Origin of the sequence: Pseudomonas sp. BS-2016, from assembly GCF_001806145.1 — a bacterium.
Classification (GTDB): Bacteria; Pseudomonadota; Gammaproteobacteria; order Pseudomonadales; family Pseudomonadaceae; genus Aquipseudomonas; species Aquipseudomonas lundensis.
Genome location: NZ_MLCT01000036.1, coordinates 57,900 through 81,604 on the forward strand (window position 1 = coordinate 57,900; position 23,705 = coordinate 81,604).

The following is a 23,705-nucleotide window of genomic DNA, read 5'->3' on the forward strand; positions in this document are numbered from 1 at the left end:
CGGGTTACTCCGTCAGGCGTTCAAAATCCGGGTGGCTGTTGAGGTACTGAAACTGGTGGTCATCGACCGCCATGGCACGGCCTTTGGCGACCGGGAGCGTGGCGCCGCCTGGCAGGATCAGGGTGCGGGAGGTGTAGACCTTGTCGCGGAACGCACGAACCGGTTCCGTGACAGGGGTGGTTTTTTGCAGGACCAAGGCAGCCGGTTCGGTGACTTTGTCGTCAGGTGTTTTGCTCATGGTGTTCTCCAGGTAATAAAAACCTCGCCGTAGCGAGGTTGGTTAAGACGGTGTGCCCGTTATTCCCGCACCGGGTGTTACGCCTTTATGGGTGTGCGTCGATCCGACATTCAGCCCGTTGTGGGTCAAGATCGATCCGCTGATCACCACGTCGCCGTTCAAGGTGATTTTCCCGGTCAGGTTGATCGCTTCGGCCTTGCCAGTAATGGCGCTGTCCGTGACCACCGCCGAGCTGCCACCCACGGCAATGGCCACGGTGCCGCTGGGCAAGGTGATGGTGTAGCTTTTGGCCTGCCAGTCGTAAACCAACGAGCCGCCATCATCAAACCGCCACACCTCGACGTGGTCGCGGTTGTCCGGGGGTGCGCCTGCATCGCCGTACAAGCCCGGTACAAAGGTCCCCATGCCTGCCTGTCCGCTGGGATTAAACAGCACGCCCTGCTCACCTAAACTCGGCGCGCGCCAGTGCCGGGCCTTGCCCGCGGCCACGCTGTGCCAGCGCACCCAGGCGCTGGTCCAGTCGCCGGTGGATACGCGGCAGGCGGGTGGCGACGCTGCCAAGTCCACCGCGACCACGTAGCAGGGGATCAACAGGGCCGCGATCATGCGGTCGTGTTCAGCACTGGCGTAGCTCATGGCAGATCCTCGGGGGCGACGTAGTCTTCGTCGTTGACGCTGATCAGCAAGGTGCCCGGCAGCTCATCGGGCCATGGCCATTCTTGTTCACCGAGGTAAACGGTCTGCGTCCACTCCACCAGCCATACGGTGTAGCCGTCCAGTTCCGGGCGCGTCCAATCCTGGCCCGACCGCTGAAACTCGGCCGGTTCAACCGGCAAACCCCACGACTGGGCGCGTAACAGCACCGCCAGTTGGGTGGCCAGGTGCACGGCTTGCGGGTAGTGATCGGCGCGGATTACGTCGACAATCACCCGTGCTTCAAAAGTGATGGTCAGGGTGGTTTCACCGGTGCCGATATCGGTGCCCGGCTCGATCTCGGCAATGTCGAGAAACACCGCCGGGAGCGGGATGTGCTGCTGGATGTCCGGCCAGAAGCTGACCAGTTGCACGCCCGGCAAGTGCTGCTGGAGGTGCTGCTCGATGGCCTGATACAGCAGGTCGAGGTTAAACGGCGGCTCAGGCACGGCGTGTCCCCTTCAAGTATTTTTGCAGTTCAAAGTTCATCTCTTGTTTGAGAACGTGCATCAAGCGTTCGTCGGCCTTGCGGCTCCAGGCATCGAAGTGGGGGCGCACGGCGTCCAGTGAGATTTTGGCTTTGGCCAGCGGGAAGCGGGCACTGTTTTCACCGACAAAACCTGAACTGCCCCCGGTACGGGATGAGACCTCGCTATCAGGATAATCAGCCGGGTTGAAGTGCTTGCTCGCGGTACGAATCCACACATCAGCCTGATTGCCGTACACCTTCTTATAGAAGGCGCCCTGATAACGCCGCCCAGCCACCGACACGCCCGCCTTGGTCTGACGGGCGCGCCCTGCCCGGCTGGCTTCCAGCGGGTTAATGCCGAACCACAATTTGCCGCGCATCGCGCCACCCGCGACCGGGTAACTGCGCAGCCGCTGCCGCACCGCCTTGACCGCGATGCGTTCCTGCTTACCCACGGCCCGCGCGATATGGGTGCGCAACCAACCTAGGGTTTTGTTGATGGCTCGGCGCTGTGCTTTGGCGGCAGCCTTGGGCACCAGGATGGCCAAGTCTGCAAACGCTTTCAGATCCTCAGCCGAGGCCTGGATGTGGAGCATGCCGCTGTTCTTTTTGACTTCGCTGAAACTGCCGATGCTCATGGGCGTTTTCTCAAGATCAGCGACACCAGTCCGTCGCCGCTGGGTTCCAGTTGCAGCAGGTCGTAATCGCCGCCACCGTCCAGCGCAGGCAGGTCGATGGTGACTTTCAACCCTTTGCTCAGCCCGTCGGAGTCCGCCACCCGCACCACAAAGTGCGGCTCACGAATGGCCGTGTTTAGGCGACCGATCTGCGGCTGTTTCCACGGTGCCGAGAACATGCCCATCACCGGTTCGGCGCGGCCTTCGATGTGGCCGGTGTCGGCCAGCACGTCGAAGATCACGCTGTCGATCTCGGCCACAAGATCGCGGATGCCCACGCTTACAGCTCCAGCAGGATCTGCGCGCGCGGCCGGGTGCAGATGTGCAGCGGGTTGGACTGCGCCTCACCGGCCATGCCTTTGTTGAACGGCATCGGCTCGATCTTGCTGTAGTACGGGATGCCTTGGGTGTTGACCGTTTCCATGTAGTCGGCCGGGGCGAAAGCGGAGATGTACAGGTCGGGGACGCCTTCGGGCACGAGCAGGGCTTTGTCGTCGTGGACGAATGCAACGCTTCCGATCTTGCCGCGATAGCGTTCCCAGACAATGCCGCCATACTCGAAACTCTCACGGGCATCGCCGCGCAACGCAGCGGCTTGTGCAGAACCAAGATAGGTATCCTTAATTTCCTGAAGACCCATCAACGTGTTCCAGAAGTTCTTGCCGCAGAACGCCCGGGCCCCGGTGCTGGTGACACTGCCAAGCGCATCTTCTTGCAGATCCAAAGCTATACCGCAGTTGACGCGAAAGTCGGTGCCAGCCTTGGTCATGCCCATCGACATACGTTGTCGGTCAACACCAAATCTTTTGTACAGATCAATCAGCACGGTTTTGCCGTCCGCATCGAGGATCTGGCCATTCAAGGCACCGGCGCGCTGGAACTCGTGTGTGACGTCCAACTGACGACGCGCTTTCAACAGTCGCGCATTGACCACGTCCTGCACGGCCTGCAATTCGCTGCGGGTACCGAAGGCGCGGATGCCCTGAATCTCATCGGCCTTGATGGTGAAGCGTTCCGGCAGGTGCACGGTGTTGAACGGGATCAACGTACGTTTGCTGGCACCGACGATCAGGCCCGAGGTGCCGCGCTCACCGGCCGGCACCAGTGCTAGGGTGTCGCCGTCTTTTTCGATCTGTACGGTCAGGGTGGTGATGCCCTCTTCCTGAAACAGGCCAAGGCTGCTCAGGCGGCCGGGCTGGTACGGTTGTTCGTTGATGGCTGCGGTCAGCGACGAAACAGAAAACGCATCGTCTTCAAAGATGGCGATGTCGGCCATGGGGGACTCTCCAGAAAGTAAAAACCCCGCTCGATGGCGGGGTGCAGTAAAGAGATGGGCGGCTTAGCGCACGATCACAAAGTGTTCAGCCAGCGACTTTTCGCCCTCGGGGTCGAGGCCGGTCAGGTGCGCTTCGCTGACTTCGGCCAAACGCACCACCGCACGGCCACGGCGCACGATGTCGGACTCGCCCAGCGGGCCATACAGAATGGCGACAGCGGTCTGGCTGCCGTCTTCGGCAGTCGGCACGTACGGCGCGAATTCACCCGATGCGGTCACCAGCCCCAGTACCTGGCCGGGGTTCAGGGCCGGGCCAGCGGCCACGTTGATGGCTTCGCGGGAGATGTTGCCCGCGCCTTCGGAGAGCAGAAACTCGCCCGCGTGCATTGGCTCGTGTTTGATGGTCATGCTTTTACCCCTGTCTGGGCGGCGCGACGGGCCGCGTAGATCGCGTTGGTGTCAGGTTGTTTGGCCTGGGTTTTGGGTGCCGGGTCATCGTTGATCGGCAGGCTGTTGTCGATCTCAAACCCGCCGCCACTCACCAATTTGTCGAACAGGCGACCGCGCACTGCTTCGGCGGTCAGCCCGGACGCCACGAACTGCTGGGTGAACTCCGGCAGCCGCGCCGCCACGCACAGGTCGCGCACGGCCTTGGCGTTGGTGATGGCGGCGTTAACCGAGGCTTCGTCGGCCAGCTTGGTGGTGTTGATGATGGATTCGATCAGGTTGCTGATCCCCGCGGCGTTGCAGCTCTGGGTGATCAACAAGGCCAATGCGGCCGAGTCAACAATGGGCGGTTTTTCCGGTTCCGGTTCTGGTTTAAGGTCAGGCTCCGGTTCTGGCGGCTGTTCTGGCGGTTCCTCCAACTGAGCCAGCAAGGCTTGCGGCGCATGCTGATAACGCTGCAATGCGCCGCCCTGCCCCAGACAAGCTTTGACGGTGACCCCCTCGCCCACTTCATCGGCCAGCCCCAAGGCCACCGCTTCACTTGCGGTGAGCCAGGTTTCGGCATTGACCAAACGCCGCAGCTCCACTTCGTCGATGTTGGGCGACTTGGCCTTGTAGGCGGCGATGATGACTTCCAGCGCCTGATCCAGTGCGGTGGCGACCTTGCGCAGATCCTCGGCATCGCCAGCCGCGTAGGTCCACGGGTTGTGGATCATCAGCATGGCGTTGCTTGCGATCACCACCTTGTGCGCCCCGCACACCGCGACACTGGCCGCGCTGGCTGCCAGCGCATCAACCCGCCCGGTGCAGCGCTCGCCTAACCGCGACAGGGCGTTGTGAATGGCCAGCCCGTCGAACAGGTCGCCGCCGATGCTGTTGAATGCCACCACAATCGGCGACACGCCGTCGTCCATCGCTGCCAGATCGCGCACAAACTGGTTGGCGGTGATGCCCCAGGTGCCGATCTCGCCATAGACGTAGACCTCAATGCTGCGGGCTTCGGCCTCGCCGCTGGCCTTGAGGCTGTACCAGTGTTTGTTTTGCGGCGGCGCGGGGTCTGCCGCCTTATTGAAAATGCGTAGCCTGTTCATGGCGTCTCCTTGTCGGCCGGTTCGGTGGGCAGCTCGACGAGCGTTTTGTAATTGAGGCCCAGCTCGCGGGCACGTTTTTGGTCAGCTGCGTTTTCTTCGTCGACGGTTTCGGCGTCGTAGCCCTGACGCAGGACCATTTCGCTGCGGGAGTTGAAGCCCGCGTTGACTTCCATCATGCGTGCCTGAATGTCTTGCACCGGCTGGATGTAGGCCCAGCCTTGCGGCACCCAACGGGTGCGCAGGTATTCACGGCGCCGTTGCGCGTAGTCGACCAGTGTCAGACGACCGGCGAGCACGGCCATGTCCAGCCACGCCGCGCGCACCGGGCGGCACAGTTGGTGCACGTACACGCCAAATTGCAGTTGCTCCAGACGGCGCCGGAACTCGTTGAGCACCACCCGTAACGCCCGGTCATTAACCTCGCGCATGTCGCCGGTAAGAATTTCGTACGGCGTGCCGGTCCCGGCCGCAGCGGCCATCAGTTGTTGGCGCATAAAGTCCGGGTAGTTGTTGCCCGCATCCGGCGGTTTGGAGAACTCCACCTCTTCGCCCGGCCCCAGTTCCTGCATGGTGCCCGGTTCCAGCGCGACCATCGGGGTGAAGCCGTCGCGGTCTTCGGTCAGCGGCAAGCCGGTGACCGGGTCGCGCGGTTGTTGCGTGGCTTCGGGCGGTGGCCGCGAGATAAAACCGGCAAACAGGTTGGCCACTTCCTGACGGAACAAAACCGCGTCGTCGTAGTTGTCGAGGCTGCGCAGGCGCTTAAGCACTGGGGCCAAACGCGGCACACCGCGCAACTGGCCCGGCTCGACCGATTCGAAGATGTGCAGCACTTGTTCCGCTGGCACACGCACCAGTTGGTTGTAACCGGCGTTCAGCGACGAAGCGTCACGCGGGTGGACGCGGTACATGTGATAGGCCACGCGCTTGTGCGCCGGGTTGAACTCGATCCCGGCGCGGATGCTGTTGCCGTTTTTGCATGGTTCGAATTTGTCGTGCGGCACAAACTCCGGGGCCAGCACCTGGAGCTGCAATGGCACGGCCAGATCCTCGTCCAGACCGCGAGGCCGCAGGCGTACAAAGCATTCACCGGCCGTTTCCACTGTGCGGGCAATCAACGCCTGCTGGCCGTAGAAGTCGGTCAGGCCATCGGCGTCTGACTCGTCGACCCAGTCATCCCACAGGTCTTGCTGCAACTTGCGCAGGGCATCGTCTTCGGTTTTGGGGCGCGGGGTGATGCCGGTGCCGATCAGGTTGCTGACGCGTTTGTCGATGACGTTGAAGGCGTAGGGATCATTGCGCACCGCTGAGCGCGAACGGGCGCGCAGGTTGCGCAAGGCCGGGGTGTTGAGGCTGTTGATGCCGATGTCCGGCGCCTCCCAACTGGCCGAGCGCCTGCCCTCACCGGCCCCTTCGTAACTGGCTTTGATCCGCTCGGGCAACAGAAAGCCGTTGCGGGTCAGGGTTGGATACTGGCGCGCCATTTAAAGCCCCTTGCCTGCGTGATACAGCCGGATCACCCGCGAACGCGGCCCCGTGGCGGCGACCAGCGAACTGCGGATTTGATCGCGCGCCTTGAGCAGCTCATCGACCGTGCGGTATTCCACGGTGCGGTCGGCGTAGCGCACGGTTTTCTCGCCACGCGCGATGGCCGACTCAACGGCGTCGAGGTGCTTTTGGGTAAAGGACATAATCAGCGTCTCTTGAGGTAGCCGCTTCGACTGACACGGCGAGGCGGTGCAGCAGCAACCGATTTTGGTGTGTTTACGGAGTGAGTGACGACAACTTGTGGGGGTGCTGTTTGAAGCGTTTCAACTGGGCGGGCCACGGGCTGGACTGATGTTTCAGGTTCGCTGTCGTCAACAGGCAGCGTTTTGTCTTCAAACAAATGGTGCTGCATCAACGATTGCCGCACCTTCTCCCAGTCATTTTCGTGATAACGATGCAGACCGAGGTATTCGGCCATCGCCAGTGCATACACCATCAAGTCGAGCGCTTCGTTGCGCTCGGCCTTGCTCTTGGTCCACTCGACCCGACGCTTGCCTTTGACGTACCGGGCGACTTTGCGCTCGGCGACGCATTGAGCAAAGAAGTCGTCCGGCAGGTCTTTTGCGAAGTGCAACGCACCGGGGCCGGACTCCAACGGGTATCGGTTGTAAATCCAGTCCTTGGCGGTGTCGGTTCCGATCATCCACAGCTCTGCACCGTTCTTCTCGATGTTGCCGCGCCAGTTCACATCCACCCGCGAAGGTCGCTGGGCGATGATGTTTTTGCTTGAGTGGCTGTCGCCCTTCACTGCAAATACGTTGCGCCAACGGCGAATCCGGCAGAACTGATACACCTCGTGGGTGTGGTGCCCGCCTGAGTCAACGGCTGTTGCCAGAATGCCTAAACCCACACCACTTGCATGCCGGTAGCGCACTTTGAGTTTGTCATCGAGCACTTCCCAGGTTCGGGAATCGCACGGGTCGCCCATGATCACCTGGTGATCGATCACCCAACGCTCCATGCCCATCCCCCAGCCAATGACGATGAACTCAAGGCGGTTGCCTTGAACGTCCACTGCTGCGGTGAGCATCAGCGCGCCTATAGGGACTGTGCCCAACACATAGTTTTCGGCACGCGCCCTTGCCTGCAGGACATCCGCTTTGGTTTGCTCCATTGCGTTGTCCCAAGGCAGTGCAAGTTTTGTGTTGTAGAACACCTGCATCGTTGCTTGGTCACCCTGCTTTTGCATGACCAAGGCATCATCAAAGTCCTTGGCCAGAGACGCCCAACTCGTCCAGCCCAGTGGCGCGTACAAGGCGTTGAGATGAAAACCGATAGTTTCCCCATCACCCTGCGCGTGAGCACGCCACTCACCTTTGGATAGCATCGTGGCCTTAGCGTGTTCATCAATCATTGCGCCGCATTCAGGGCCACTGCACAGGTATTGCACTAGGCGGTAATTTTCATCCCACTTGAGGTTGGTCCACTCCAGCACTTGCATGTGGCCGCAATGCGGGCATGGCACGTAGTAGTGACGCTGGTCGCTCATCTTGAACAGATCGGCAATGCGCGACGCCCCCTTGATCGTGGGGGAACTGGAGAAGTAAAACTTGGCATTGCGGCCAAACGTGGACGCTCGCGCCTCGGCCAGCTTTACCGGATCGCCCTCGTTATCAATGTCCATCTCCCAGCGATCCACCTCATCGCCATACACATAGCGCACGGATTTTTCCGCAAGGTTGGAGGATGAACCCGCCGTCGCAATGAACAGGCGGCCACCTTCAAACTGTTTGTTCTCCCACGTGTTGGTGCCTTTGCGCGAACGCGGTACGACAACTCGCTCACGCAATTCAGGAACGGCTTCGACGGCTTGGTCAACGCGGCCTGCAACGCTTTGGGCCAGCTTCTGCGTGGGCTCCAATAGCAGGATATTGGCCGGTGCCATGTGGATACAGCCGCCGATCCAGTTCAGCGCGATCTGAGTTTTCATCAACTGCGAGGCCACCATTGTGACGACTCGCTTGCAAGGGTGTGCCGGCGAAAGGCAACGCATCGGCTCACGCGCATAAGGGGTGCGTTCAGTACGATATGGGCCAGGCTCAGCAGCGCCAGAGCTTTGAGGGATTCGCATATAGCGATCAGCCCACTCATCGACCCACAGCTCTGGCTCTGGGCGCAGGCCACGAAAGTAGCCCGCGCGGTAGACCTCTTCGCCTCCCCGTTGATTACTGAGCATGGTTGTCCTTCTTGATTGACAGTGAGTGCCGAAGGTCGGCCGTTGACATGCGCTCGGCGTCCTCAAGTGCTCGACGGATCGAGGCCATAAGGTGTTTTTCAATACCCCAGGCATCGGTCATTGCCGCCAGCTCAGGCGCGATCTGCGTGGGTACAGCCAACAACAAGTCCCGCAGAAGCCGTCCCGTGGTGTAAGCCGCCTCATCGACGGCAGCCATCTCCACCAACGTGCCCTGATTTTTGTAGAAGTCCGCCTCGACGGTCATGGCGTTGAAGTGCTCGCGACGAGCGCGAGCCTTGTGGAAGTCAGGGCGCAGACCACCCGTTTCAGATAAGTCACCCGGCGCAGCCTGTAAAAACGCCGCCGGGCCTACTGGATCAGCCGAGGGGTGACCTTTGCTGGCTCGCTCTTGCTCATGCCGGACAGAAACGTTGACTTTGCTGGGATCACTCGTTTTATCGATCAAGGCATTTGTTGCTGCCACATCCACAAGCCCTTCAGGGGACAACACCAAACGCCCTTGTTTGGCGAGCTTGGACACCCATGCCTTGGACCAATTACGACTCGCGGCATAGGCCGACTTGGTTAGAAATTCCATGATTGAACTACCAGTTAACCCAATGAATACAGGCAGTTAACTGTTAACCGCAGTTAACTAAGTTTGAAGGCCAGCCAGTTACCCTTTCCCGCGGGTTTCCTGCCCCGTACCCGTGGAAATTCCCCAGGGTCCCCGGCAGGTTTTGAATATCCGGGGATTATTACGAGCGATCCGATGGCGGCACGTCACAAACACCCAGCCGCTTGGCAACCCAACGCTCATAAAGCCCGATGGCCACATCCGCCCCGGCCATGGCCGTGAGGCAGCCCAGTGCCGAAGACGCCCAGAGCGAAACGCCGTTGACGTGAAGCAGCATCATGGTGGACAAGCCGCACACCACGCAGGCACCGGAGCGCAACACCAAGCGCCGCACCAGTGACCAGCCCCGCGCCCCGTCCTTGTCCGCCCGCCACATCTCGCCGGACACGCCACCGATCATGGACAGCACAATCAGTAACCACAGCGGCATCTCAGCTAACGCTTGTTGTTCATTCGTCATTTAGTTGTCCGGAGGAAAAGGGTTAATCTTGAAAATTCGAAGGGATTCGAAACCGTATCTCAGTCTCTGAGGCGCGGGCAGCCAAGAAGACGGCTAGGGTGCCGGGCAAAAATTTATCACTACGTAAGGAATACGCTATGCAAGCAAAATCTCTGAAAGCACTAATCGCCGAGCGCGGCGTTTCATTTGACGCAAGCACCATCATGAGTGCGCTGCTTAAAGCAGGACATGCGGAAAACTTCGAATACGCCAGTACCACGGGCAGTGGCGCTATGAAGTCATTCAAGAAGCTCACCAGTGCTGGTGAGAAGTTTGGAATCAACAAGCCCGCGATGCATCCGTTCAAAACAGAGGCAAGGTTCTACGATGAGACCTTTCCTGAACTGCTTGGTGTCGTGGTCAAGCAGTTGAGCAAAGAGGTTGATGCACTTTAAAGATAGGGACCGGATCTGGCCGTATGCGGCGTTAAATTCGTAACTGCCAGATCACACTCATGTGGCACGAGGAAAAAGAAAACCCCGCCGGGGTGGGCAGGGTTTTCAGTGCGCTGGTGGGTGCCAGGGCGAGGTGCACAGCACGTGCTCGAGTAGCGCTCAGGCGCAGAATTCATATCGTGGGGACGTTTTACCCCTGTTCGGTAAAACCGAAAAGAGGTGTTTTTCGGTCATTTTGCTCTACTCACTTTGACGCCGCTTTGACGCAGGTTTGAGGCAAGTCACCCCGACGAGCGGTCAACGCTTAACCGGCTGGGCCCAGCACCGTTGCGCGGGTCAGGTTGGTTGCTTGGCTGCCGCTGCGCCGGGTGTAGCCCCGTGTGGTGCCACTTCGAACGGTGAGGATCAACATCACTTGTTGATGCAACCGCTTCACCCAGTTGCGATACGTTTGGTCTGCCCCCTCGGTAATGTCGAGCAGTCGCATTTGCTCACGTCGCGGCATGGCGGGTTGATGCAAATAACGCAGTCTGGCCAGCTTGGCCAATTGCTTGCCTTTGGTTGACTGACGGTCCAGCTCGGCAACGGCTGCTGCCACTTCGCATGCAATGTGATCCATACCCGCGCCCGCTCCTACCAACAGATCCCGTGAACCTGCCGTGCCCCGAGGGGCGCAGCCGCCGTATTGCATGATCGTAGCCATCGGGCTGCCCAAACCACCGGCCTCGCCAACGTGGCAGTGCTGTTCACCCCAATGCTGCATCAGTTCTTCGATTTGCTGAATCATCCCCATCTCCCCCCTGAAAAACCAACCTGACACAGAAAAGAACCAACCCGACACACACCTAACACACTAAAAACCCTTTAAAAACATAGCGTTAATGCTCTATGTGTTGGGTGTGTCAGGTGTGTTGGGGTTCTTCTCACGTACAAGAAATAATTAACGAACATCAACCTTTGACTGATTGCACATGCACACACGCCCGCATGTGCGAGAAACCCGCCACACCTGACACACTGATCCCGAAAGACTTTAAAGACGTGGCCTGTAGCTGTGTCAGGTTGGTGGTTCTAACCCGCCACACCGTCAACACACCCCACACACAATGGGCCGTCATGCTGCGCTGTCCTGTCGTTGACCAAACTTCACGTGTTCCCAACTGCCCACACTCCAGCCGCCTGCCTTGGCTGCTTCGCGCCACGTCACCACCGCAGCGCCCAGCCCGGCTGCTGTCAGGGATGGGGGCGGGGAAGGTGCAGCGTCGATACCCGACCAAGGAAAGAAAAACGTGCCGAAGGAGCGCCGTGAACCATCCATCCAGGGCTTGCCCTGAATCTTGTCAACTTCTGTGGAGATGAACCCGCTGAACTTGGTATGACTTAAGGTGTGTTCCTTGTTGCGGTGGCACCATTCCAAAAACAACGCGTACAGATCACTGCTGACGCACACGCTGAACGGTGCACCCAGCAGGCCGTTGCGCCACTCACGCAGAAAGGTTTGCCAACTCGCCATGCTCAAATCCACCAAACGCTGACGGGCTTCCGTGTTGGGTGGCCGGGTGCGTTGATCGAAGTCGCCCAGGTCATAGCTGAGCAGGTAGTCATAAAGCGCCGGGATGCCCTCGTTGGCTAACTCATACTTCACCCGCTCCTGCTCATCCGGCCCTAGCGTTTCTTTGGGCCAGACCACCAACATGCGTCGGTCATTCTCACCAATCGGCCACGGCATAATCTCGTTGGAAAGGAACACCGCATTCATGTGGTTGGCTTCTTCCCAACCGTTCACAAACTTGGACTCCATGCGCACCGTTTTGCCGGTGACCATGTGTTTGATCTTGCCCACCTGGTTGTATCGCTGATCGCGGCTGACCACTTCCTCAAACACGCCGTATAGCTTGTTGGACTGCCACACCGTCCAGCTCGACTCCAACTGCGACTGCCCGACCGTGGCTGCGTATTCACCATAAACTGCGCCCATGATGTCGCTGAGCAACAAGCTTTTACCGCTGCCTTCCATCGTAGAGTGCAGCAACACAGCGGTGTCCATCTTGGCGCCGATGTTTTGCAACGGGTAAGCCAACCACTTGATCAGCCAGTCCGTGGCAGCTTCGTCGTGGTTGCACAAGAAGCTGAACAGCGAGCGCAGGGTGCGGCATTTGTTCGGCTCATTGATCGGAACCAATGGCAGCCCTTCAAAGGTATTGATGTACACCTCGGGGTCTTTCGTCATGCGGGGGTCAAACACGATGTGTTCCATGTCCACGGTGCGACGATCCGGGCTGTTCAGCCACATGGCGTACGCATCACCCAAGGCCATGCGCATGGCGCCCTCGGGGACTCGACGGCGACACTTGATGTCCCATGAGTCTTTGGTGCCATCTATATAGACGTAACGTTCGGTGGGGCTCATGCCCTCCCCCGACACCTGCTTAAACTTGGCCTCAGCCTTGGCTTTGCTGGCTTGGCGCTCCGCCATATCGTCAGCAATAACTTTTTTTTGAGCGGACTCAAACCAGTCCTTGGCCAGCGCTTTCGTGACCAGCAACTCAAACGCGGGCTTTTTGATAATCACGCGCTTGAACATGTCGAAAACGGCGGTCTTACCTTCGATCAGGGCGAAGCGCTGGAAGATACGGTCTGCCGTCCACTCAATCCCCCCGCCCCCCTCAGGTGCAGGAGCCGCTGCGATTGCAGGCATAGAATCGCACGGCCCGCTGGCATCCTCAGAAGGGGTCGGGGGAAGATCCGCAGGCGATGGTCGAGAAGATTGCTGCATGCCCAACATCCGCGCAGCATCTTTGACCGCCTTGGATTGGTCTCCGCCGTGCTCCAGCAGGCAAAACACCTCAAATGCATCGTTCTGATGACCATTGGCCAGCGGATCAGCGCCGTGGTGCGAGTACAGCTTGTCATCGGTAATGGTGATGCCCGGCAAGCCGGTGCTGCTCTGCGGGTAGAGCCATTTGCTGCCGCGCTTGATGTAGCCGTGCGTGCGCAACAGTTCTTCAACATCATGACAGCGGTTGAATTCATCAATCACCGAGGGTCGGTTGCCGGGCGCCTGCACAGGTGCCTTGGTCGGCTTGGCTTTGGGCTTTTCAGTCTTTGGTGCCCAAGGGCAAGCTGACTCGGCGTCACGTTTGAAAATGTCCCAGTTCTGCCAAATGTTCAGCAGGTCACTGGTCAGTACTGGCAACCCCTCGGCGGAAGGAGGCGTGCGCCAGGTATATGGTTTGCCGGTACCGGGATGAATAGAGGGCGGCAACACGTCTTGCACCAAACCCGCACGCAACTCGAAAACGGTAAAGCGTTTGTAGGGCTCAGCTTCGTCGCGCGCGGCGGCTTCGCCCACCAGATCGCCCGCGTCTTTTGCTGCTTTGGCTTTTGCGATCAGTCCTTTAAAAATCGACCCATCAGGGTCGTTTTCATTGGGCCATGCCAGCGAGTGACGGGTGAGGTCTATTCCATCCGGCACCTGAAACAGGATACGAAAGCGCGCCGGATTACCCACTACGGTCGGGTAAACCAATGCCATTGCGTCCAGGTCCAGGCCGAGAAGCTCGTACAAGACGTGACGTGTCCACTGCACATCGTCCACATCCAATGAGCACACGCGGCTAGGGCCAAGCACCACGCCAAGGTTGTGCGTTGGGTTTGCTGCCCAAAACGCCTCAGCCGCGCTCGCATCAGTGATGTAGCCGCCGGGTTTATTCCAGCCCAACCCCTTTGGAGCTTTTTCACCGGGTTCGATGGCCACCAGTGCCAAGTTGAAAATATCAATGTAGCGTTGTGCCCATGTCGCCATCGGCACAGCTTGAGAGCGGTCAGTCATCTGCGGCGCTCCCGCAACTCTTCGCAGGAGATGCAGGTTTCACATCCTTGGACTGCCTGCTGCCTAAGCAGCGGAATGGCGTCATCGCAATCCACGCAAAATTCGGCGCTGGCCGTGGCATTGGCTTCGCGTAGACGTTTCTCAAGCGCGCGTCGCGCTAGAGCACGCTGCAAAAACTCATCCGCATAGTCGTTAGCCAGATCGACGTCATCAGCCATTGTCGCGATCCTCCATTGCCTGACGTGCGCCCGTCATGATGCCCAGCACCTCACGGATAACGTCCATGCCGCGTTTTTCGAGCAGGGCGACTTCGTGAGCTTCCCAAACGGCATCGGCCACACCGTCGTGCATGCAAGATACAAACTCGCCAGATTCATGAAGCAATTTGCCTACCGCTTTCAACGCTTCTTTTGTAGCAGGCACTGGCGTTGGCTTGTACCAAACGGCCCCGGCTGGACGCACTAAGGCATCAAGCAAACGCGGATCAGCCGTGAGGCGAATCACCTCCTCCAGCTCATCCGGCGTCAGCCAGCGGCGCTCTTCATCAAGTTTGAGTTTCTTTTGCAGCGCGTCATTGTCGATCACCATCGCAAACGCTAAAGCGGTGACACCACCCTTATAGGAACGCCCTGCGCGATACAGCGCGTGACGCAATGAAAGCACCGGACCAGCGTCCGGTAATAGATCGATGCGACTCATAACCGTAAAAACCCCTTTTACGGTGTAGCCATAAAGCAGGGCACGCCCTATCCTACGACCACGACCGATGTGCATGTGCTGTGTATCGTCGTCGCTGGACCGGAGGATCTTTGGTGAGAGGCTCCGGTTCAGCACCCTTTTAGCGATGTTGTTTTACTGCTGCATCGCTCTGTCGACCCGGTGTTTCTTTGGTGAGAGGCTTTGGGTCGATGCTTTCTTATGCTGCTTGGTCTGGCTCAAGATCCTTAGGGATACAGAACACGTCAGGTCGAAGGCGAAACCGCGAAACTCCTGTAATAAACTCGGCCCGCACAACCAGCTCTGCAGGCAAAAAGCCTCGCTTCAACCAATACGAAACAATTTGCTGAGATACAGGCCGCCCAGAAGTCGACATGGCTGATGCGAATGCGACCTGGCCTTTAGCGGAATCCACGGCGGCCACTAGTGCCTCGCGCATCTCTGTTTTTGGGCTCATGAAGACCTCAAAGCGAAAAGTACAACCGGAAAATACACGCTAATTTGTATTCAGGCAACAAATTAGCGTGTTGGAACCAATACAAAAGGGTTTGTATCCTTCCCGCATGACCAAAACAACGCGCTCACCCTCACCTGTAGCAGCACTGTTCAAGACCCGCAGGAAGGCCCTGAAACTAAGCCAGGTAGCCCTCGCTGATCGAGTCCGCGAACTACTAGGCCCTGATGAAACATTCAGCCAGCAGACTTATGCTGCTTTTGAAGCAGGCAACACCCAGAACACCCGATTTGCATTACAGATAGCTCAGGTGCTTGGGCTATCCATGGATGAAGTATCTGGCATCAGTCCTACTGCAAAGACAGCGCCCAAATCTGTCACTGCCGATGCGGTAATGCTTGGACCTATCGAAGTGTGGGATGACGAAACCCCGCTAGACGACGATGAGGTAGAGATTCCTTTGTTAAAGGAAATAGAACTGTCTGCGGGCTCGGGCTGCTCTGCAGTTGAGCACTATTCAAAGTCAAAGCTGCGCTTTGGAAAGATGACCCTAAGACGACAAGGCATAGATCCCGCAAATGCCATTTGCGTGACTGTATCAGGACACAGCATGGAGCCGGTCCTACCCAGCGGCAGTACAGTAGGGGTGGATCAAGGGAAGCAAGACATCAAAGATGGCGATATCTATGCCTTGAGGCATAACGATCATCTGCGTGTAAAAATTCTTTATCGCCTGCCAACAGGTGGCATCAGGATGCGAAGCTTTAATCGCGATGAATACCCCGACGAAGAGTACTCCCCAGAAAAAATCCGCAACGAAGACATATGCGTTCTAGGACGAGTATTCTGGTATTCGGTCCTGAGGTAACAAATCAGACAATCAAAAAAAGCCCGTTTATTCGGGTTTTTTATTGTAAATAAAAAATAATACAAATTAACGTGTTGACCAAATTACAAATTGGATTGTAGTCTTTGTCTCGAAACCTCTCACCAAGAGTACGAGCCATGCAGACTACACAGCACAGCAGCACCCGCTGCCGGATCTATGTCCATCCGGCAGCCTGCACCAGTCGCACTTCAGTTGAAGACATCCAGCGCAGCACAGGCCTACTGGTCATCATCAATAATCCGCAACGAATCGCTTTAACCACTAAACATGCTGAAACCCTCGCTCCACTCGGAGGTGACGCAGCATGAAACAGGTACTGATTGGACTGGCAGGCCTTGCCCGCTCGGGCAAAACGACCGCAGCGATGCACTTGGCCAGCACCCATAACTTTCAAACCTACGCCTTTGCAGACCCACTGCGTGAAGGCCTGATGACCCTCTTCAATCTGACCGCGCGTGATTTTGACGACGAACACAAAGAGCAGCCTGTCGACTGGGTAGGCCACTCGGCGCGCGAGTTGATGCAATCGCTGGGCACTGAATGGGGCCGCAATCAGATCCACCCTGATGTGTGGGTGTGGCTGGCTGAGCAAAACCTTGAGCTTCTCGGCCAGATCAACGACACCACCAGCGGCTTTGTGATCAGCGATCTGCGCTTCGAAAATGAGGCCGCTTTCGTTCGGGAAAAAGGCGGCCTAGTCATTCACCTGCTGCGTGCAGACGCACCCCATGTGAACCCGCATATCAGCGAGTCCGGCATCTCCATCCATGACAACGACCTCGTTCTGCATAACGACGCGTCGATTGAGGACATGACCGGTCAACTGGACGAAATCTTCACAGCCCTGTGCGCTCGCGCAGCGGCTTAAGGAGCGCCCACATGAACCGAACCCTGGACGCCACGGCCGCCCTGCTCGGCTTGAAACCACGCGCCTTTCGCACACGATTGCGTGAGCTCGGCATTTTGACCCAGAACGGTGAGCTGGCCAGCAAGCACCGCGACCAGGGTTACCTGTACGTAGACACCCGTAGTCGCTGGAACACGAACATCAACACCTTCAGCCATTACGCGGTTGTGATGGTGAAAGAACCCGGTGTGGCGTGGCTGAGCAAGAAACTGGGCATCACCCCATCCCCTACCTATAAGGACGCCGCCGCATGAAACAGAACGCAATCACCCAAGCGATCGGCGCCCTGAAGCTGGTCCCGATCTTTGTCAATAACCCCGCGATTATCAGCCGCGCCACGCTTATTGGCGCGTCTGCTGAAGCCGTAACGTTGCTTGAAGCGCTTCCCGCAGTTACGGCGGAGTTGGCTGAGGTATTCCGTTGCGTAGACGCCGTCATTAGTGATGGACAAGTCGCCTACGTCACACCGACCCGCTGCCCTGAATACCCCTATGGCGCAGTGATCGCAGACAGCAAGGGCCAGATTTGCGCGGCGGCAATGGGTAAAACCAAAGAAGGCCTGGCCGAGTTGATCCGCCTCAAGCTGGTGCCCCAACAGAAGGGGTGCGGGGAGGATGCGGCGTGAGCGACACCCTCGACCAGTTACGAAGGGAGTTCGCCACACCCTGCCCAAGCCTCACAGCAGTCCGCGAACGTTACTTCACGCACATCAGAACTGATCGTTACCTGCTCAGCGAAATAAAAGCCGGGCGCATTGCACTCAAGGTCACCCGCCTACACCGCTCAAGTCGAGCCAAGCCGGTGGTGTACCTGCACATGTTGGCGGCTTACCTCGACGCGCAAGCGCCCAACCAAGCCGCTTGAGTATTTCCCTGAAATTCAGGGCCACTGCAACCAACGTAAAAAGGCACAGCACATGAGCAAATCACGTCCATTCATCGACACCCTGCGCGATATCGAAGCGGGCGGGCTATTGGATGAACTCAGCGAAACGCAGCACAGTCTGATCGACGCCATCCGCCTGACCGGCAAAGGTGGCGAGCTGACTATCAAGCTCGCCTACAAACCCGATGGCAACGGCCAGATGACCATCAAGGCAGACGTCAAAGCCAAAGAGCCGGCCTTGTCACGCGGCACATCTCTGTTCTTCCTGACGCCTGAGGGCAACCTCACTCGCCGCGACCCTCGCCAACAAGACCTGGCACTTAGAACTGTGGGTGAAGAAAAACCCGAAGTTCTGCGACAAGTCAGTCAATAAAAAAACTCTCGCCTCTCACCATTTGCACTACCCACTGGAGCACATCCAATGCAACAAGCCCTGCAACAGCTGTTCAGCTACGCTCAATCCCTCGGCAAGCCCGTCGATCACCCTGGGTTGGCCGCGCCAATCGCCCTACTCCCGCAAGATGTCTCGCTAAAAAGCCTTGAGCACCTGCTGCCTGTACCGACCCGCGCCAAACAAAAGCTCACCGTGCTGGATGCTGAGTCGTTCATCGACTACGTGAATCGCTTCGCCACTTCAGCAACAGCCGTATTCTGCAACGGCCCGGAAGGGCGCACCTTCTCGGCAGTGATCGACTACCACCAGCCAGACTGCCCGGCGTGGCTAGAGCATGTAGCCACCTATCGCTGCCCCACCACTGTTGAATGGGGCCGCTGGAAAGAATACGACCGCAAACGCATGGACCAAGCGACCTTCGCTGAATTCATCGAAGAAAACGTGTGGGACATTACCCAGCCTGCCAACGAACAAAATGCACCAGGTGCAGCGGATATGCTGGAAATCAGCCGCACCCTTGAGGCCAAGAAAAACATCACCTTCCGCCAAGGCACACGCCTCGACAATGGCCAAGTACAACTCACGTACAACGAAGAAATCGACGGCCGTGCTGGCGAAGCTGGTCAGTTGCGTATTCCTGAGCAGTTCTTCATTGCAGTGAAACCCTTCCTTGGCGGTGATGCGTTCTGCGTGCCTGCGCGGTTCCGTTATCGCATCCAGGACGGCCGCTTGATGATGTGGTTCGAACTGGTACGCCCGGACAAGGTACTTGAAGAAGCCTACAACGCGGTGCGCGACAAAATCCAAGCCGCCATCAATGAAGTGCCGCTGTATGAAGCCACTTTGTAATTAATCATCCGCGTCAGCCCGCCTCCGTCATCTCACCAATGATCCTGGCGGCGGGTTTTAATGAGGTACACATCACATGCAAGTACGAAACGAAGATCCAAACTGCGCGATCTTTCATCCCATGTATGAGGCAATGCTCGACGCATGCCCCGCCATCGCCAAAGCAACCAAATAATCCTTTCGCCACCCCGAGCGGCGCAACAGAGATAGAATATGAATACTCAATTTCTGCTACTTGCGCAGTATGGCGGCCAGGCAATCATTCCTCTTGAGCGAGTGTGCGCTGACTACTTTAGCCATCTGACACCCGAAAAGATGAAGATGAAAGTCGCAGCAGGCCAGATTGACCTGCCACTTGTAGCCATCGAACGCAGCCAAAAGTCAGCACGCGGGGTTCACCTTGCCGACCTGGCTGCCTATCTGGATACCCAGCATGCACGTGCTCGTACGGAGCATGACAAGCTGATGCGCAACTCTAGTCTACGCCGCGCTTCTTGATTCGCTTCCGGGCCTCAATGATGGGGCCCGTTACTATCGTCTCCAGCCAAGGCCAGTTTTCGTAAGGATCGCCATTCCCTTTCAAGTGCGTATATCTGCGCATTGAATTCCAATCCCGATGGCCGGATACAGAGGCAACTTTCGGGATATCCCAGCCCATTTCAAATAGGCGGCTGACACCATCGTGGCGAAGGTCATGAAAGTGCAGGTCATCGATCTCAAGAAAGTGGCAGGCACGGGTAAAGGATGCCGAGATAGAGCGAGAGTTGTACGGGAAAACATCCTCTGCAACCTTTGGCATAGACATCATGATCCGCCACGCTTCATCAGGGACATGGCACCAAACGTCATTGCCGTACTTCTGACCCGGATTCTTCATATCAGTGATCAGAACCATCTGGCGCTGTTCATCTAAGGCATTCCATTTGATGCGCGTGATTTCTTCCTGTCGACGCGTAGAGAACAGCGCAAAGGCCGTCACCCGTACCATGTCTATTTCCTGCTTGCGCCGGTCTCGCATCTCACCGAAGTATTGAAACAGCTTTTCCAGTTCTTCAAGTGTTGGGCGACGGTTCCTTTCCTTGCTGCGTGTCACCGCGCCCATCTTGCGCAATACCTTGCGCGCATCGGGCATGGCCATTGGATCGATGTCATAGCCCCACGCTGGCCGCGCTACAGAAAGCACGGCCCCCAAGTGAGCCAAGTCATTGCCCACGGTCTGCGCCTGTATGCCATCGTCCGTCATTCGTCTATCAGCGTACTCCACCAGCTTCTGGCTGGTGATCTCTCTATCCTCAAGCTTGCCTAACCAGGTTTCACCGATAGCCTTGAGTGTGGCGCGCTTGGTCTTCCCTAGCGGCCTCAGCTTTTCGTACTCCAAAAGGTAGCGGTCGATCATCTCCTTGACCGTCACACCTGATCGATTGGCCTTCTCGATTGCTCCAGGAACTGACATCTCAGTTTCGACACGTTTGATCCAGGCCTGCGCGGTCGCCTTGCGGTCGAACGTCTGGCTTTCCTGATAAACTGTCACACCCTTTTGCATGATGCGGATCTGCGCGGTGTAACCCGTCGATCCATCTCTGCGCTTGCGAACGGTGATAGTGCCCATGATTTTGCTACACGAATATTCGGATTTGCTACATTGTAGCAACGAGCATTCAAAAACAAGCAAAAACAGCGGTAAACAGTAGTGAACGAGAGTTACCCGAATGCACACCAAACCCGCAGAAAACCTAGCCCGCCCCCTAGATTCGGTATCTAGGAGGTTTTCTGTTGCACCTATGATGGATTGGACCGATCGTCATTGTCGTTTTTTCTTACGCCTGCTGTCCAAGCGCGCGCTCCTTTACACCGAGATGGTGACCACTGGCGCGCTTTTACATGGTGATGCAGAGCGTTTTCTGCGGCATGACGTGGCCGAGCATCCGCTGGCATTGCAGCTGGGGGGAAGCACGGCTGCAGATTTGGCGGCATGTGCACGCTTGGCGCAAGATGCCGGGTATGACGAAGTGAACTTGAATGTCGGCTGCCCGAGCGATCGGGTGCAAAATAATATGATTGGCGCATGCCTGATGGCTCATCCCGCGTTGGTGGCCGATTGTGTTAAAGCCATGCGCGATGCTGTGTCGATACCGGTTACAGTCAAGCATCGCATCGGTATTAATGGTCGCGACAGTTACGCACAACTGTGTGACTTTGTCGGGACGGTGAGGGATGCAGGGTGCGAAAGTTTTACGGTACACGCGCGAATCGCGATTCTTGAAGGGCTCTCCCCCAAAGAAAACCGGGATATTCCGCCCTTGCGCTACGACGTGGCCGCACAGCTCAAAGCCGATTTTCCAGCGCTTGAGATCATTCTCAATGGCGGGATCAAAACCCTCGATCAATGCAAAACGCATCTGCAAACGTTTGATGGTGTGATGCTGGGCCGCGAGGCTTATCACAACCCGTACATTCTGGCCGAGGTCGATCAGCAGTTATTTGGCAGTGAAGCGCCGGTCGTCACCCGCGCCCAGGCGTTGGCGTTGTTACGCCCTTACATTGCTCAACATCTGGCAACTGGCGGTGCGATGCATCACGTAACTCGTCATATTTTGGGGCTGGGCCAAGGTTTTCCGGGCGCTCGACGCTTTCGCCAGTTGCTTTCAGTGGATATTCATAAGGCTAAAGATCCTCTGGCGCTGCTGGATCAAGCCGGAGAGCTGCTGGAAGGTCGCTGACACCGCAACAAAAAGGAGCCGATCCTGCGCAGGATCGGCTCCTTTTTATGTATGGCTGTTATGCATGGCCTGGATTCAATGACGCTCGAGCGCATTGACCAGATCATGAAAAGCCTCGTGGTTGGAATCATTCAAGCTCATGAGGATTTTATGGGCTTCCAGCACCTTGACCCGTACGACCTCCTCCGACTGATCCTGTGAAGGCAGATCGGTCAGGCACTCAGGGCAAGGCAAGGGCGTACCCACGATATTGAAAACCTGATCAAAACCCATGGATTGCAGGAGACGGGTAATGTCTTCATGGGTGGTCACGACAGTGGGCAATAGGCCGACTTTCTGCCGGGACAGGATCGACAATTTCGCAAGCAGCCCCAGCGTCGTGCTGTCAATGCTGCGCGTATCGGTCAGATCGATCACGATGGCGGAAAAATTCAACGCCGTGAAGATTTTCTCAATCGTCGCATCCAGTGCCGAACACAAGGTCAGGCGCACTTCACCTACAAACTTCAGGACGAAAGTGCCATCCTGTTCGGCGAACTGAATTCTACCGGTACTCATTTCAGATTCCTGCTTAACACCAACAAGGCGATATCATCCGGCATCTCCCCGAGCGTAGCTAAACCAAACACTTGGCGCAGACCTTCCAGGCTGCCGCCCGCTGCTTTCACCAATTGAGGCAAGGCAGCTTCTTTCTCTTTGAGCGTCTGCTCAGTCAAAAGATCCAAAATTCCGTCGGACATCAGCGTCAGGCTGAAAATGTCAGGCAGTTTAAACGTGTGATCTTCATAGGTGGCTTCTTTAAACAAGCCGACCGGCAGACCTCGACCTTCCAGATAACTGACGCTGTCAGGCGTGTACAGCACCGGCAAGGGCAGATGCCCACCGATGCTGTAGGTCAACAGGCCGCTCTCTTCATCGATGACCCCGCCAACCATGGTCACATGCTTGCCCAGCTTGCAGTTGATCAGGCCACGGTTGATGTGCCCCAACACCTCGGAAGGCTTGAACTCAGGCAGTGTACCGTTGCGCTTGGATTCAAACAGCAAGCGCGTGGTCATGAATTTGAGCAACACCGTCACGAAAGCCGAAGACGCCCCGTGACCTGAAACATCAGCCAGATAAAACGCCACGCGGCGCTCGTCCACCCTGAAGTAATCAACAAAGTCGCCCGACAAATACAGCGACGGAATGATCTGGTGCGCAAAATCAAACTCATCGATGGACCAGGGACTGACGGGCAGCATGTTCATCTGCACCTGTCGGCCTGCGTTCTGATCCTCCTGCAGCAAGTGCAGACTGGCTTCCAGCTCGCGATTGGCGGATTCGAGCTTCTCACGGTAACGCTGGTTTTCCACTAACAAACGGGCGCGATCAAGGGCACGATGGACGGAATGCTCAAGCACTGCCAGGTCTTCAAGGGGCTTGATCAGATAGTCAGCTGCCCCGAGGCGCAACGCCTCGACCACGTCGCTCATGACGCCCGCGCCTGAAATAACGATCACCGGGGTCACGGGGGACTGAAGCGTCACTTGGCGAATCAGCTCAAGGCCACCCATTTGCGGCATCCGCAAGTCACAGATGACCAAATCTGGCTGTTCGCGCTCGAAGACCTGGAGTCCCTGCAAGCCATTACTGGCCTGGAGGACGCTGAAACCGCTGTCTTCCAGATAAGCCGCCAGACTGGCGCGTACGACGTCGTCGTCATCAATGATCAGCAGCGTGGCACTGGTTTTTTGCATGTGGGCAAATGGCGCCAGAATAAGGTTGGCATTAAACACGCACTGAGCGGGCTCAACGACTGAATGTACTGTGAAACACCTTGAACCGGTATTGAGTATTGCTCAGTTCTACAAAGGTGCTCGCGTAAGGCGCAGACGGTACTCCCATCCGCGGGGGGTTTCAAGCTCAGCCCGAT

Annotated in this window: 30 protein-coding genes; 10 read left to right on the plus strand and 20 right to left on the minus strand. The window is 57.4% G+C overall.

Annotation, left to right across the window (positions count from 1 at the left end):
- Positions 1–4: 4 nt before the first annotated feature.
- From BKD70_RS18865 to BKD70_RS18925, 13 genes are all read right to left on the minus strand, one after another.
- Positions 5–238 (minus strand): hypothetical protein, encoded by a 234-nt coding sequence (locus tag BKD70_RS18865; RefSeq protein WP_080960340.1) that lies wholly within the window; start codon positions 236–238, stop codon positions 5–7.
- Between the two features lie 42 nt (positions 239–280).
- The gene (locus BKD70_RS18870) at positions 281–874 is read right to left on the minus strand and encodes a phage baseplate assembly protein V (RefSeq protein WP_047275407.1); all 594 of its coding nucleotides are present in this window, start codon (positions 872–874) and stop codon (positions 281–283) included.
- Positions 871–1,380, minus strand: coding sequence for a hypothetical protein (locus BKD70_RS18875; protein ID WP_047275409.1), 510 nt, complete (start codon positions 1,378–1,380; stop codon positions 871–873). Before BKD70_RS18875 ends, BKD70_RS18870 begins: the two co-directional genes overlap by 4 nt.
- The gene (locus tag BKD70_RS18880; protein WP_047275411.1) at positions 1,373–2,038 is read right to left on the minus strand and encodes a hypothetical protein; all 666 of its coding nucleotides are present in this window, start codon (positions 2,036–2,038) and stop codon (positions 1,373–1,375) included. Before BKD70_RS18880 ends, BKD70_RS18875 begins: the two co-directional genes overlap by 8 nt.
- Entirely contained in the window at positions 2,035–2,355 is a 321-nt protein-coding gene (locus tag BKD70_RS18885) for a hypothetical protein (RefSeq protein WP_047275413.1), read from the minus strand. Before BKD70_RS18885 ends, BKD70_RS18880 begins: the two co-directional genes overlap by 4 nt.
- A 2-nt stretch (positions 2,356–2,357) precedes the next feature.
- Positions 2,358–3,353: a major capsid protein gene (locus tag BKD70_RS18890; RefSeq protein WP_047275415.1), complete on the minus strand. Its 996-nt coding sequence runs from the start codon at positions 3,351–3,353 to the stop codon at positions 2,358–2,360.
- Between the two features lie 63 nt (positions 3,354–3,416).
- On the minus strand, positions 3,417–3,761 hold the full coding sequence (locus BKD70_RS18895) for a head decoration protein (protein ID WP_047275417.1): 345 nt from the start codon (positions 3,759–3,761) through the stop codon (positions 3,417–3,419).
- Positions 3,758–4,891, minus strand: a complete 1,134-nt coding sequence (locus BKD70_RS18900; RefSeq protein WP_047275419.1) for a head maturation protease, ClpP-related — start codon at positions 4,889–4,891, stop codon at positions 3,758–3,760. Before BKD70_RS18900 ends, BKD70_RS18895 begins: the two co-directional genes overlap by 4 nt.
- Positions 4,888–6,372, minus strand: coding sequence for a phage portal protein (locus tag BKD70_RS18905; RefSeq protein WP_047275421.1), 1,485 nt, complete (start codon positions 6,370–6,372; stop codon positions 4,888–4,890). Before BKD70_RS18905 ends, BKD70_RS18900 begins: the two co-directional genes overlap by 4 nt.
- Positions 6,373–6,579 (minus strand): phage head-tail joining protein, encoded by a 207-nt coding sequence (locus tag BKD70_RS18910; protein ID WP_047275423.1) that lies wholly within the window; start codon positions 6,577–6,579, stop codon positions 6,373–6,375.
- A gap of 2 nt (positions 6,580–6,581) precedes the next feature.
- Entirely contained in the window at positions 6,582–8,612 is a 2,031-nt protein-coding gene (locus BKD70_RS18915) for a phage terminase large subunit family protein (RefSeq protein ID WP_047275425.1), read from the minus strand.
- Entirely contained in the window at positions 8,602–9,210 is a 609-nt protein-coding gene (locus BKD70_RS18920) for a hypothetical protein (RefSeq protein ID WP_047275427.1), read from the minus strand. The genes BKD70_RS18915 and BKD70_RS18920 overlap by 11 nt, the downstream gene beginning before the upstream one ends.
- A 160-nt stretch (positions 9,211–9,370) precedes the next feature.
- The gene (locus tag BKD70_RS18925) at positions 9,371–9,709 is read right to left on the minus strand and encodes a phage holin family protein (RefSeq protein WP_047275429.1); all 339 of its coding nucleotides are present in this window, start codon (positions 9,707–9,709) and stop codon (positions 9,371–9,373) included.
- A gap of 137 nt (positions 9,710–9,846) precedes the next feature.
- Between BKD70_RS18925 and BKD70_RS18930 the strand changes: the two genes are divergently transcribed.
- Positions 9,847–10,143, plus strand: a complete 297-nt coding sequence (locus tag BKD70_RS18930; protein WP_047275431.1) for a hypothetical protein — start codon at positions 9,847–9,849, stop codon at positions 10,141–10,143.
- Positions 10,144–10,447: 304 nt separating this feature from the next.
- Here BKD70_RS18930 and BKD70_RS18935 read toward each other — a convergent pair whose 3' ends face one another.
- The 4 genes from BKD70_RS18935 to BKD70_RS18950 form a co-directional block, all read right to left on the minus strand.
- Positions 10,448–10,930 carry a hypothetical protein gene (locus BKD70_RS18935; RefSeq protein WP_047275433.1) on the minus strand — a complete coding sequence of 161 codons (483 nt, stop codon included), beginning with the start codon at positions 10,928–10,930 and terminating at the stop codon, positions 10,448–10,450.
- A gap of 327 nt (positions 10,931–11,257) precedes the next feature.
- Positions 11,258–13,975, minus strand: a complete 2,718-nt coding sequence (locus tag BKD70_RS18940) for a DUF5906 domain-containing protein (protein ID WP_047275434.1) — start codon at positions 13,973–13,975, stop codon at positions 11,258–11,260.
- Positions 13,972–14,193 (minus strand): TraR/DksA C4-type zinc finger protein, encoded by a 222-nt coding sequence (locus BKD70_RS18945; RefSeq protein WP_047275436.1) that lies wholly within the window; start codon positions 14,191–14,193, stop codon positions 13,972–13,974. The genes BKD70_RS18940 and BKD70_RS18945 overlap by 4 nt, the downstream gene beginning before the upstream one ends.
- Positions 14,186–14,674, minus strand: coding sequence for a phage regulatory CII family protein (locus BKD70_RS18950; RefSeq protein WP_047275438.1), 489 nt, complete (start codon positions 14,672–14,674; stop codon positions 14,186–14,188). Before BKD70_RS18950 ends, BKD70_RS18945 begins: the two co-directional genes overlap by 8 nt.
- Before the next feature lie 581 nt (positions 14,675–15,255).
- On the opposite strand from BKD70_RS18950, the gene BKD70_RS18955 reads away from it, so the two are divergent.
- The 8 genes from BKD70_RS18955 to BKD70_RS18990 all read left to right on the plus strand — a co-directional run bounded on the left by BKD70_RS18955 (position 15,256) and on the right by BKD70_RS18990 (position 19,568).
- Complete coding sequence (locus tag BKD70_RS18955; protein ID WP_047275440.1) at positions 15,256–16,014, plus strand: S24 family peptidase; 759 nt, start codon at positions 15,256–15,258, stop codon at positions 16,012–16,014.
- A gap of 325 nt (positions 16,015–16,339) precedes the next feature.
- The gene (locus BKD70_RS18960; protein WP_047275443.1) at positions 16,340–16,903 is read left to right on the plus strand and encodes a deoxynucleotide monophosphate kinase; all 564 of its coding nucleotides are present in this window, start codon (positions 16,340–16,342) and stop codon (positions 16,901–16,903) included.
- An 11-nt stretch (positions 16,904–16,914) separates the two neighbouring features.
- Positions 16,915–17,196 (plus strand): phage antirepressor KilAC domain-containing protein, encoded by a 282-nt coding sequence (locus BKD70_RS18965; RefSeq protein WP_047275444.1) that lies wholly within the window; start codon positions 16,915–16,917, stop codon positions 17,194–17,196.
- Positions 17,193–17,567, plus strand: a complete 375-nt coding sequence (locus tag BKD70_RS18970) for a hypothetical protein (protein ID WP_047275446.1) — start codon at positions 17,193–17,195, stop codon at positions 17,565–17,567. The genes BKD70_RS18965 and BKD70_RS18970 overlap by 4 nt, the downstream gene beginning before the upstream one ends.
- Positions 17,564–17,806: a pyocin activator PrtN family protein gene (locus tag BKD70_RS18975; RefSeq protein ID WP_047275447.1), complete on the plus strand. Its 243-nt coding sequence runs from the start codon at positions 17,564–17,566 to the stop codon at positions 17,804–17,806. The genes BKD70_RS18970 and BKD70_RS18975 overlap by 4 nt, the downstream gene beginning before the upstream one ends.
- A gap of 52 nt (positions 17,807–17,858) precedes the next feature.
- On the plus strand, positions 17,859–18,200 hold the full coding sequence (locus tag BKD70_RS18980) for a hypothetical protein (RefSeq protein ID WP_047275449.1): 342 nt from the start codon (positions 17,859–17,861) through the stop codon (positions 18,198–18,200).
- Positions 18,201–18,248: 48 nt separating this feature from the next.
- The gene (locus BKD70_RS18985) at positions 18,249–19,070 is read left to right on the plus strand and encodes a YfdQ family protein (protein ID WP_047275451.1); all 822 of its coding nucleotides are present in this window, start codon (positions 18,249–18,251) and stop codon (positions 19,068–19,070) included.
- A 213-nt stretch (positions 19,071–19,283) separates the two neighbouring features.
- Entirely contained in the window at positions 19,284–19,568 is a 285-nt protein-coding gene (locus BKD70_RS18990; RefSeq protein ID WP_047275453.1) for a pyocin activator PrtN family protein, read from the plus strand.
- Here BKD70_RS18990 and BKD70_RS18995 read toward each other — a convergent pair.
- Positions 19,546–20,679: a site-specific integrase gene (locus tag BKD70_RS18995; protein ID WP_047275455.1), complete on the minus strand. Its 1,134-nt coding sequence runs from the start codon at positions 20,677–20,679 to the stop codon at positions 19,546–19,548. The genes BKD70_RS18990 and BKD70_RS18995 overlap by 23 nt on opposite strands.
- Positions 20,680–20,779: 100 nt before the next feature.
- On the opposite strand from BKD70_RS18995, the gene dusA reads away from it, so the two are divergent.
- Positions 20,780–21,790 carry a tRNA dihydrouridine(20/20a) synthase DusA gene (gene dusA / locus BKD70_RS19000; RefSeq protein ID WP_047275457.1) on the plus strand — a complete coding sequence of 337 codons (1,011 nt, stop codon included), beginning with the start codon at positions 20,780–20,782 and terminating at the stop codon, positions 21,788–21,790.
- A 75-nt stretch (positions 21,791–21,865) separates the two neighbouring features.
- Here the strand turns inward: dusA and rssC are convergent, their stop codons facing one another.
- Positions 21,866–22,348 (minus strand): anti-sigma factor antagonist RssC, encoded by a 483-nt coding sequence (gene rssC / locus BKD70_RS19005; protein WP_047275460.1) that lies wholly within the window; start codon positions 22,346–22,348, stop codon positions 21,866–21,868.
- A complete protein-coding gene (gene rssB / locus BKD70_RS19010) occupies positions 22,345–23,529 on the minus strand; it encodes a two-component system response regulator RssB (RefSeq protein ID WP_047276147.1) in 1,185 nt (394 codons plus the stop codon). Before rssB ends, rssC begins: the two co-directional genes overlap by 4 nt.
- Positions 23,530–23,705 lie beyond the last annotated feature (176 nt).

What these genes read in the sequence shown, in the direction of transcription:
- BKD70_RS18865 (WP_080960340.1), bottom strand. Translation starts at nt 238, where the DNA reads ATGAGCAAAACACCTGACGACAAAGTCACCGAACCGGCTGCCTTGGTC.
- BKD70_RS18870 (WP_047275407.1), bottom strand. Translation starts at nt 874, where the DNA reads ATGAGCTACGCCAGTGCTGAACACGACCGCATGATCGCGGCCCTGTTG.
- BKD70_RS18880 (WP_047275411.1), bottom strand. Translation starts at nt 2,038, where the DNA reads ATGAGCATCGGCAGTTTCAGCGAAGTCAAAAAGAACAGCGGCATGCTC.
- BKD70_RS18890 (WP_047275415.1), bottom strand. Translation starts at nt 3,353, where the DNA reads ATGGCCGACATCGCCATCTTTGAAGACGATGCGTTTTCTGTTTCGTCG.
- BKD70_RS18895 (WP_047275417.1), bottom strand. Translation starts at nt 3,761, where the DNA reads ATGACCATCAAACACGAGCCAATGCACGCGGGCGAGTTTCTGCTCTCC.
- BKD70_RS18900 (WP_047275419.1), bottom strand. Translation starts at nt 4,891, where the DNA reads ATGAACAGGCTACGCATTTTCAATAAGGCGGCAGACCCCGCGCCGCCG.
- BKD70_RS18905 (WP_047275421.1), bottom strand. Translation starts at nt 6,372, where the DNA reads ATGGCGCGCCAGTATCCAACCCTGACCCGCAACGGCTTTCTGTTGCCC.
- BKD70_RS18910 (WP_047275423.1), bottom strand. Translation starts at nt 6,579, where the DNA reads ATGTCCTTTACCCAAAAGCACCTCGACGCCGTTGAGTCGGCCATCGCG.
- BKD70_RS18915 (WP_047275425.1), bottom strand. Translation starts at nt 8,612, where the DNA reads ATGCTCAGTAATCAACGGGGAGGCGAAGAGGTCTACCGCGCGGGCTAC.
- BKD70_RS18920 (WP_047275427.1), bottom strand. Translation starts at nt 9,210, where the DNA reads ATGGAATTTCTAACCAAGTCGGCCTATGCCGCGAGTCGTAATTGGTCC.
- BKD70_RS18925 (WP_047275429.1), bottom strand. Translation starts at nt 9,709, where the DNA reads ATGACGAATGAACAACAAGCGTTAGCTGAGATGCCGCTGTGGTTACTG.
- BKD70_RS18930 (WP_047275431.1), top strand. Translation starts at nt 9,847, where the DNA reads ATGCAAGCAAAATCTCTGAAAGCACTAATCGCCGAGCGCGGCGTTTCA.
- BKD70_RS18935 (WP_047275433.1), bottom strand. Translation starts at nt 10,930, where the DNA reads ATGATTCAGCAAATCGAAGAACTGATGCAGCATTGGGGTGAACAGCAC.
- BKD70_RS18940 (WP_047275434.1), bottom strand. Translation starts at nt 13,975, where the DNA reads ATGACTGACCGCTCTCAAGCTGTGCCGATGGCGACATGGGCACAACGC.
- BKD70_RS18945 (WP_047275436.1), bottom strand. Translation starts at nt 14,193, where the DNA reads ATGGCTGATGACGTCGATCTGGCTAACGACTATGCGGATGAGTTTTTG.
- BKD70_RS18950 (WP_047275438.1), bottom strand. Translation starts at nt 14,674, where the DNA reads ATGAGTCGCATCGATCTATTACCGGACGCTGGTCCGGTGCTTTCATTG.
- BKD70_RS18955 (WP_047275440.1), top strand. Translation starts at nt 15,256, where the DNA reads ATGACCAAAACAACGCGCTCACCCTCACCTGTAGCAGCACTGTTCAAG.
- BKD70_RS18960 (WP_047275443.1), top strand. Translation starts at nt 16,340, where the DNA reads ATGAAACAGGTACTGATTGGACTGGCAGGCCTTGCCCGCTCGGGCAAA.
- BKD70_RS18965 (WP_047275444.1), top strand. Translation starts at nt 16,915, where the DNA reads ATGAACCGAACCCTGGACGCCACGGCCGCCCTGCTCGGCTTGAAACCA.
- BKD70_RS18970 (WP_047275446.1), top strand. Translation starts at nt 17,193, where the DNA reads ATGAAACAGAACGCAATCACCCAAGCGATCGGCGCCCTGAAGCTGGTC.
- BKD70_RS18980 (WP_047275449.1), top strand. Translation starts at nt 17,859, where the DNA reads ATGAGCAAATCACGTCCATTCATCGACACCCTGCGCGATATCGAAGCG.
- BKD70_RS18985 (WP_047275451.1), top strand. Translation starts at nt 18,249, where the DNA reads ATGCAACAAGCCCTGCAACAGCTGTTCAGCTACGCTCAATCCCTCGGC.
- BKD70_RS18990 (WP_047275453.1), top strand. Translation starts at nt 19,284, where the DNA reads ATGAATACTCAATTTCTGCTACTTGCGCAGTATGGCGGCCAGGCAATC.
- BKD70_RS18995 (WP_047275455.1), bottom strand. Translation starts at nt 20,679, where the DNA reads ATGGGCACTATCACCGTTCGCAAGCGCAGAGATGGATCGACGGGTTAC.
- dusA (WP_047275457.1), top strand. Translation starts at nt 20,780, where the DNA reads ATGCACACCAAACCCGCAGAAAACCTAGCCCGCCCCCTAGATTCGGTA.
- rssC (WP_047275460.1), bottom strand. Translation starts at nt 22,348, where the DNA reads ATGAGTACCGGTAGAATTCAGTTCGCCGAACAGGATGGCACTTTCGTC.
- rssB (WP_047276147.1), bottom strand. Translation starts at nt 23,529, where the DNA reads ATGCAAAAAACCAGTGCCACGCTGCTGATCATTGATGACGACGACGTC.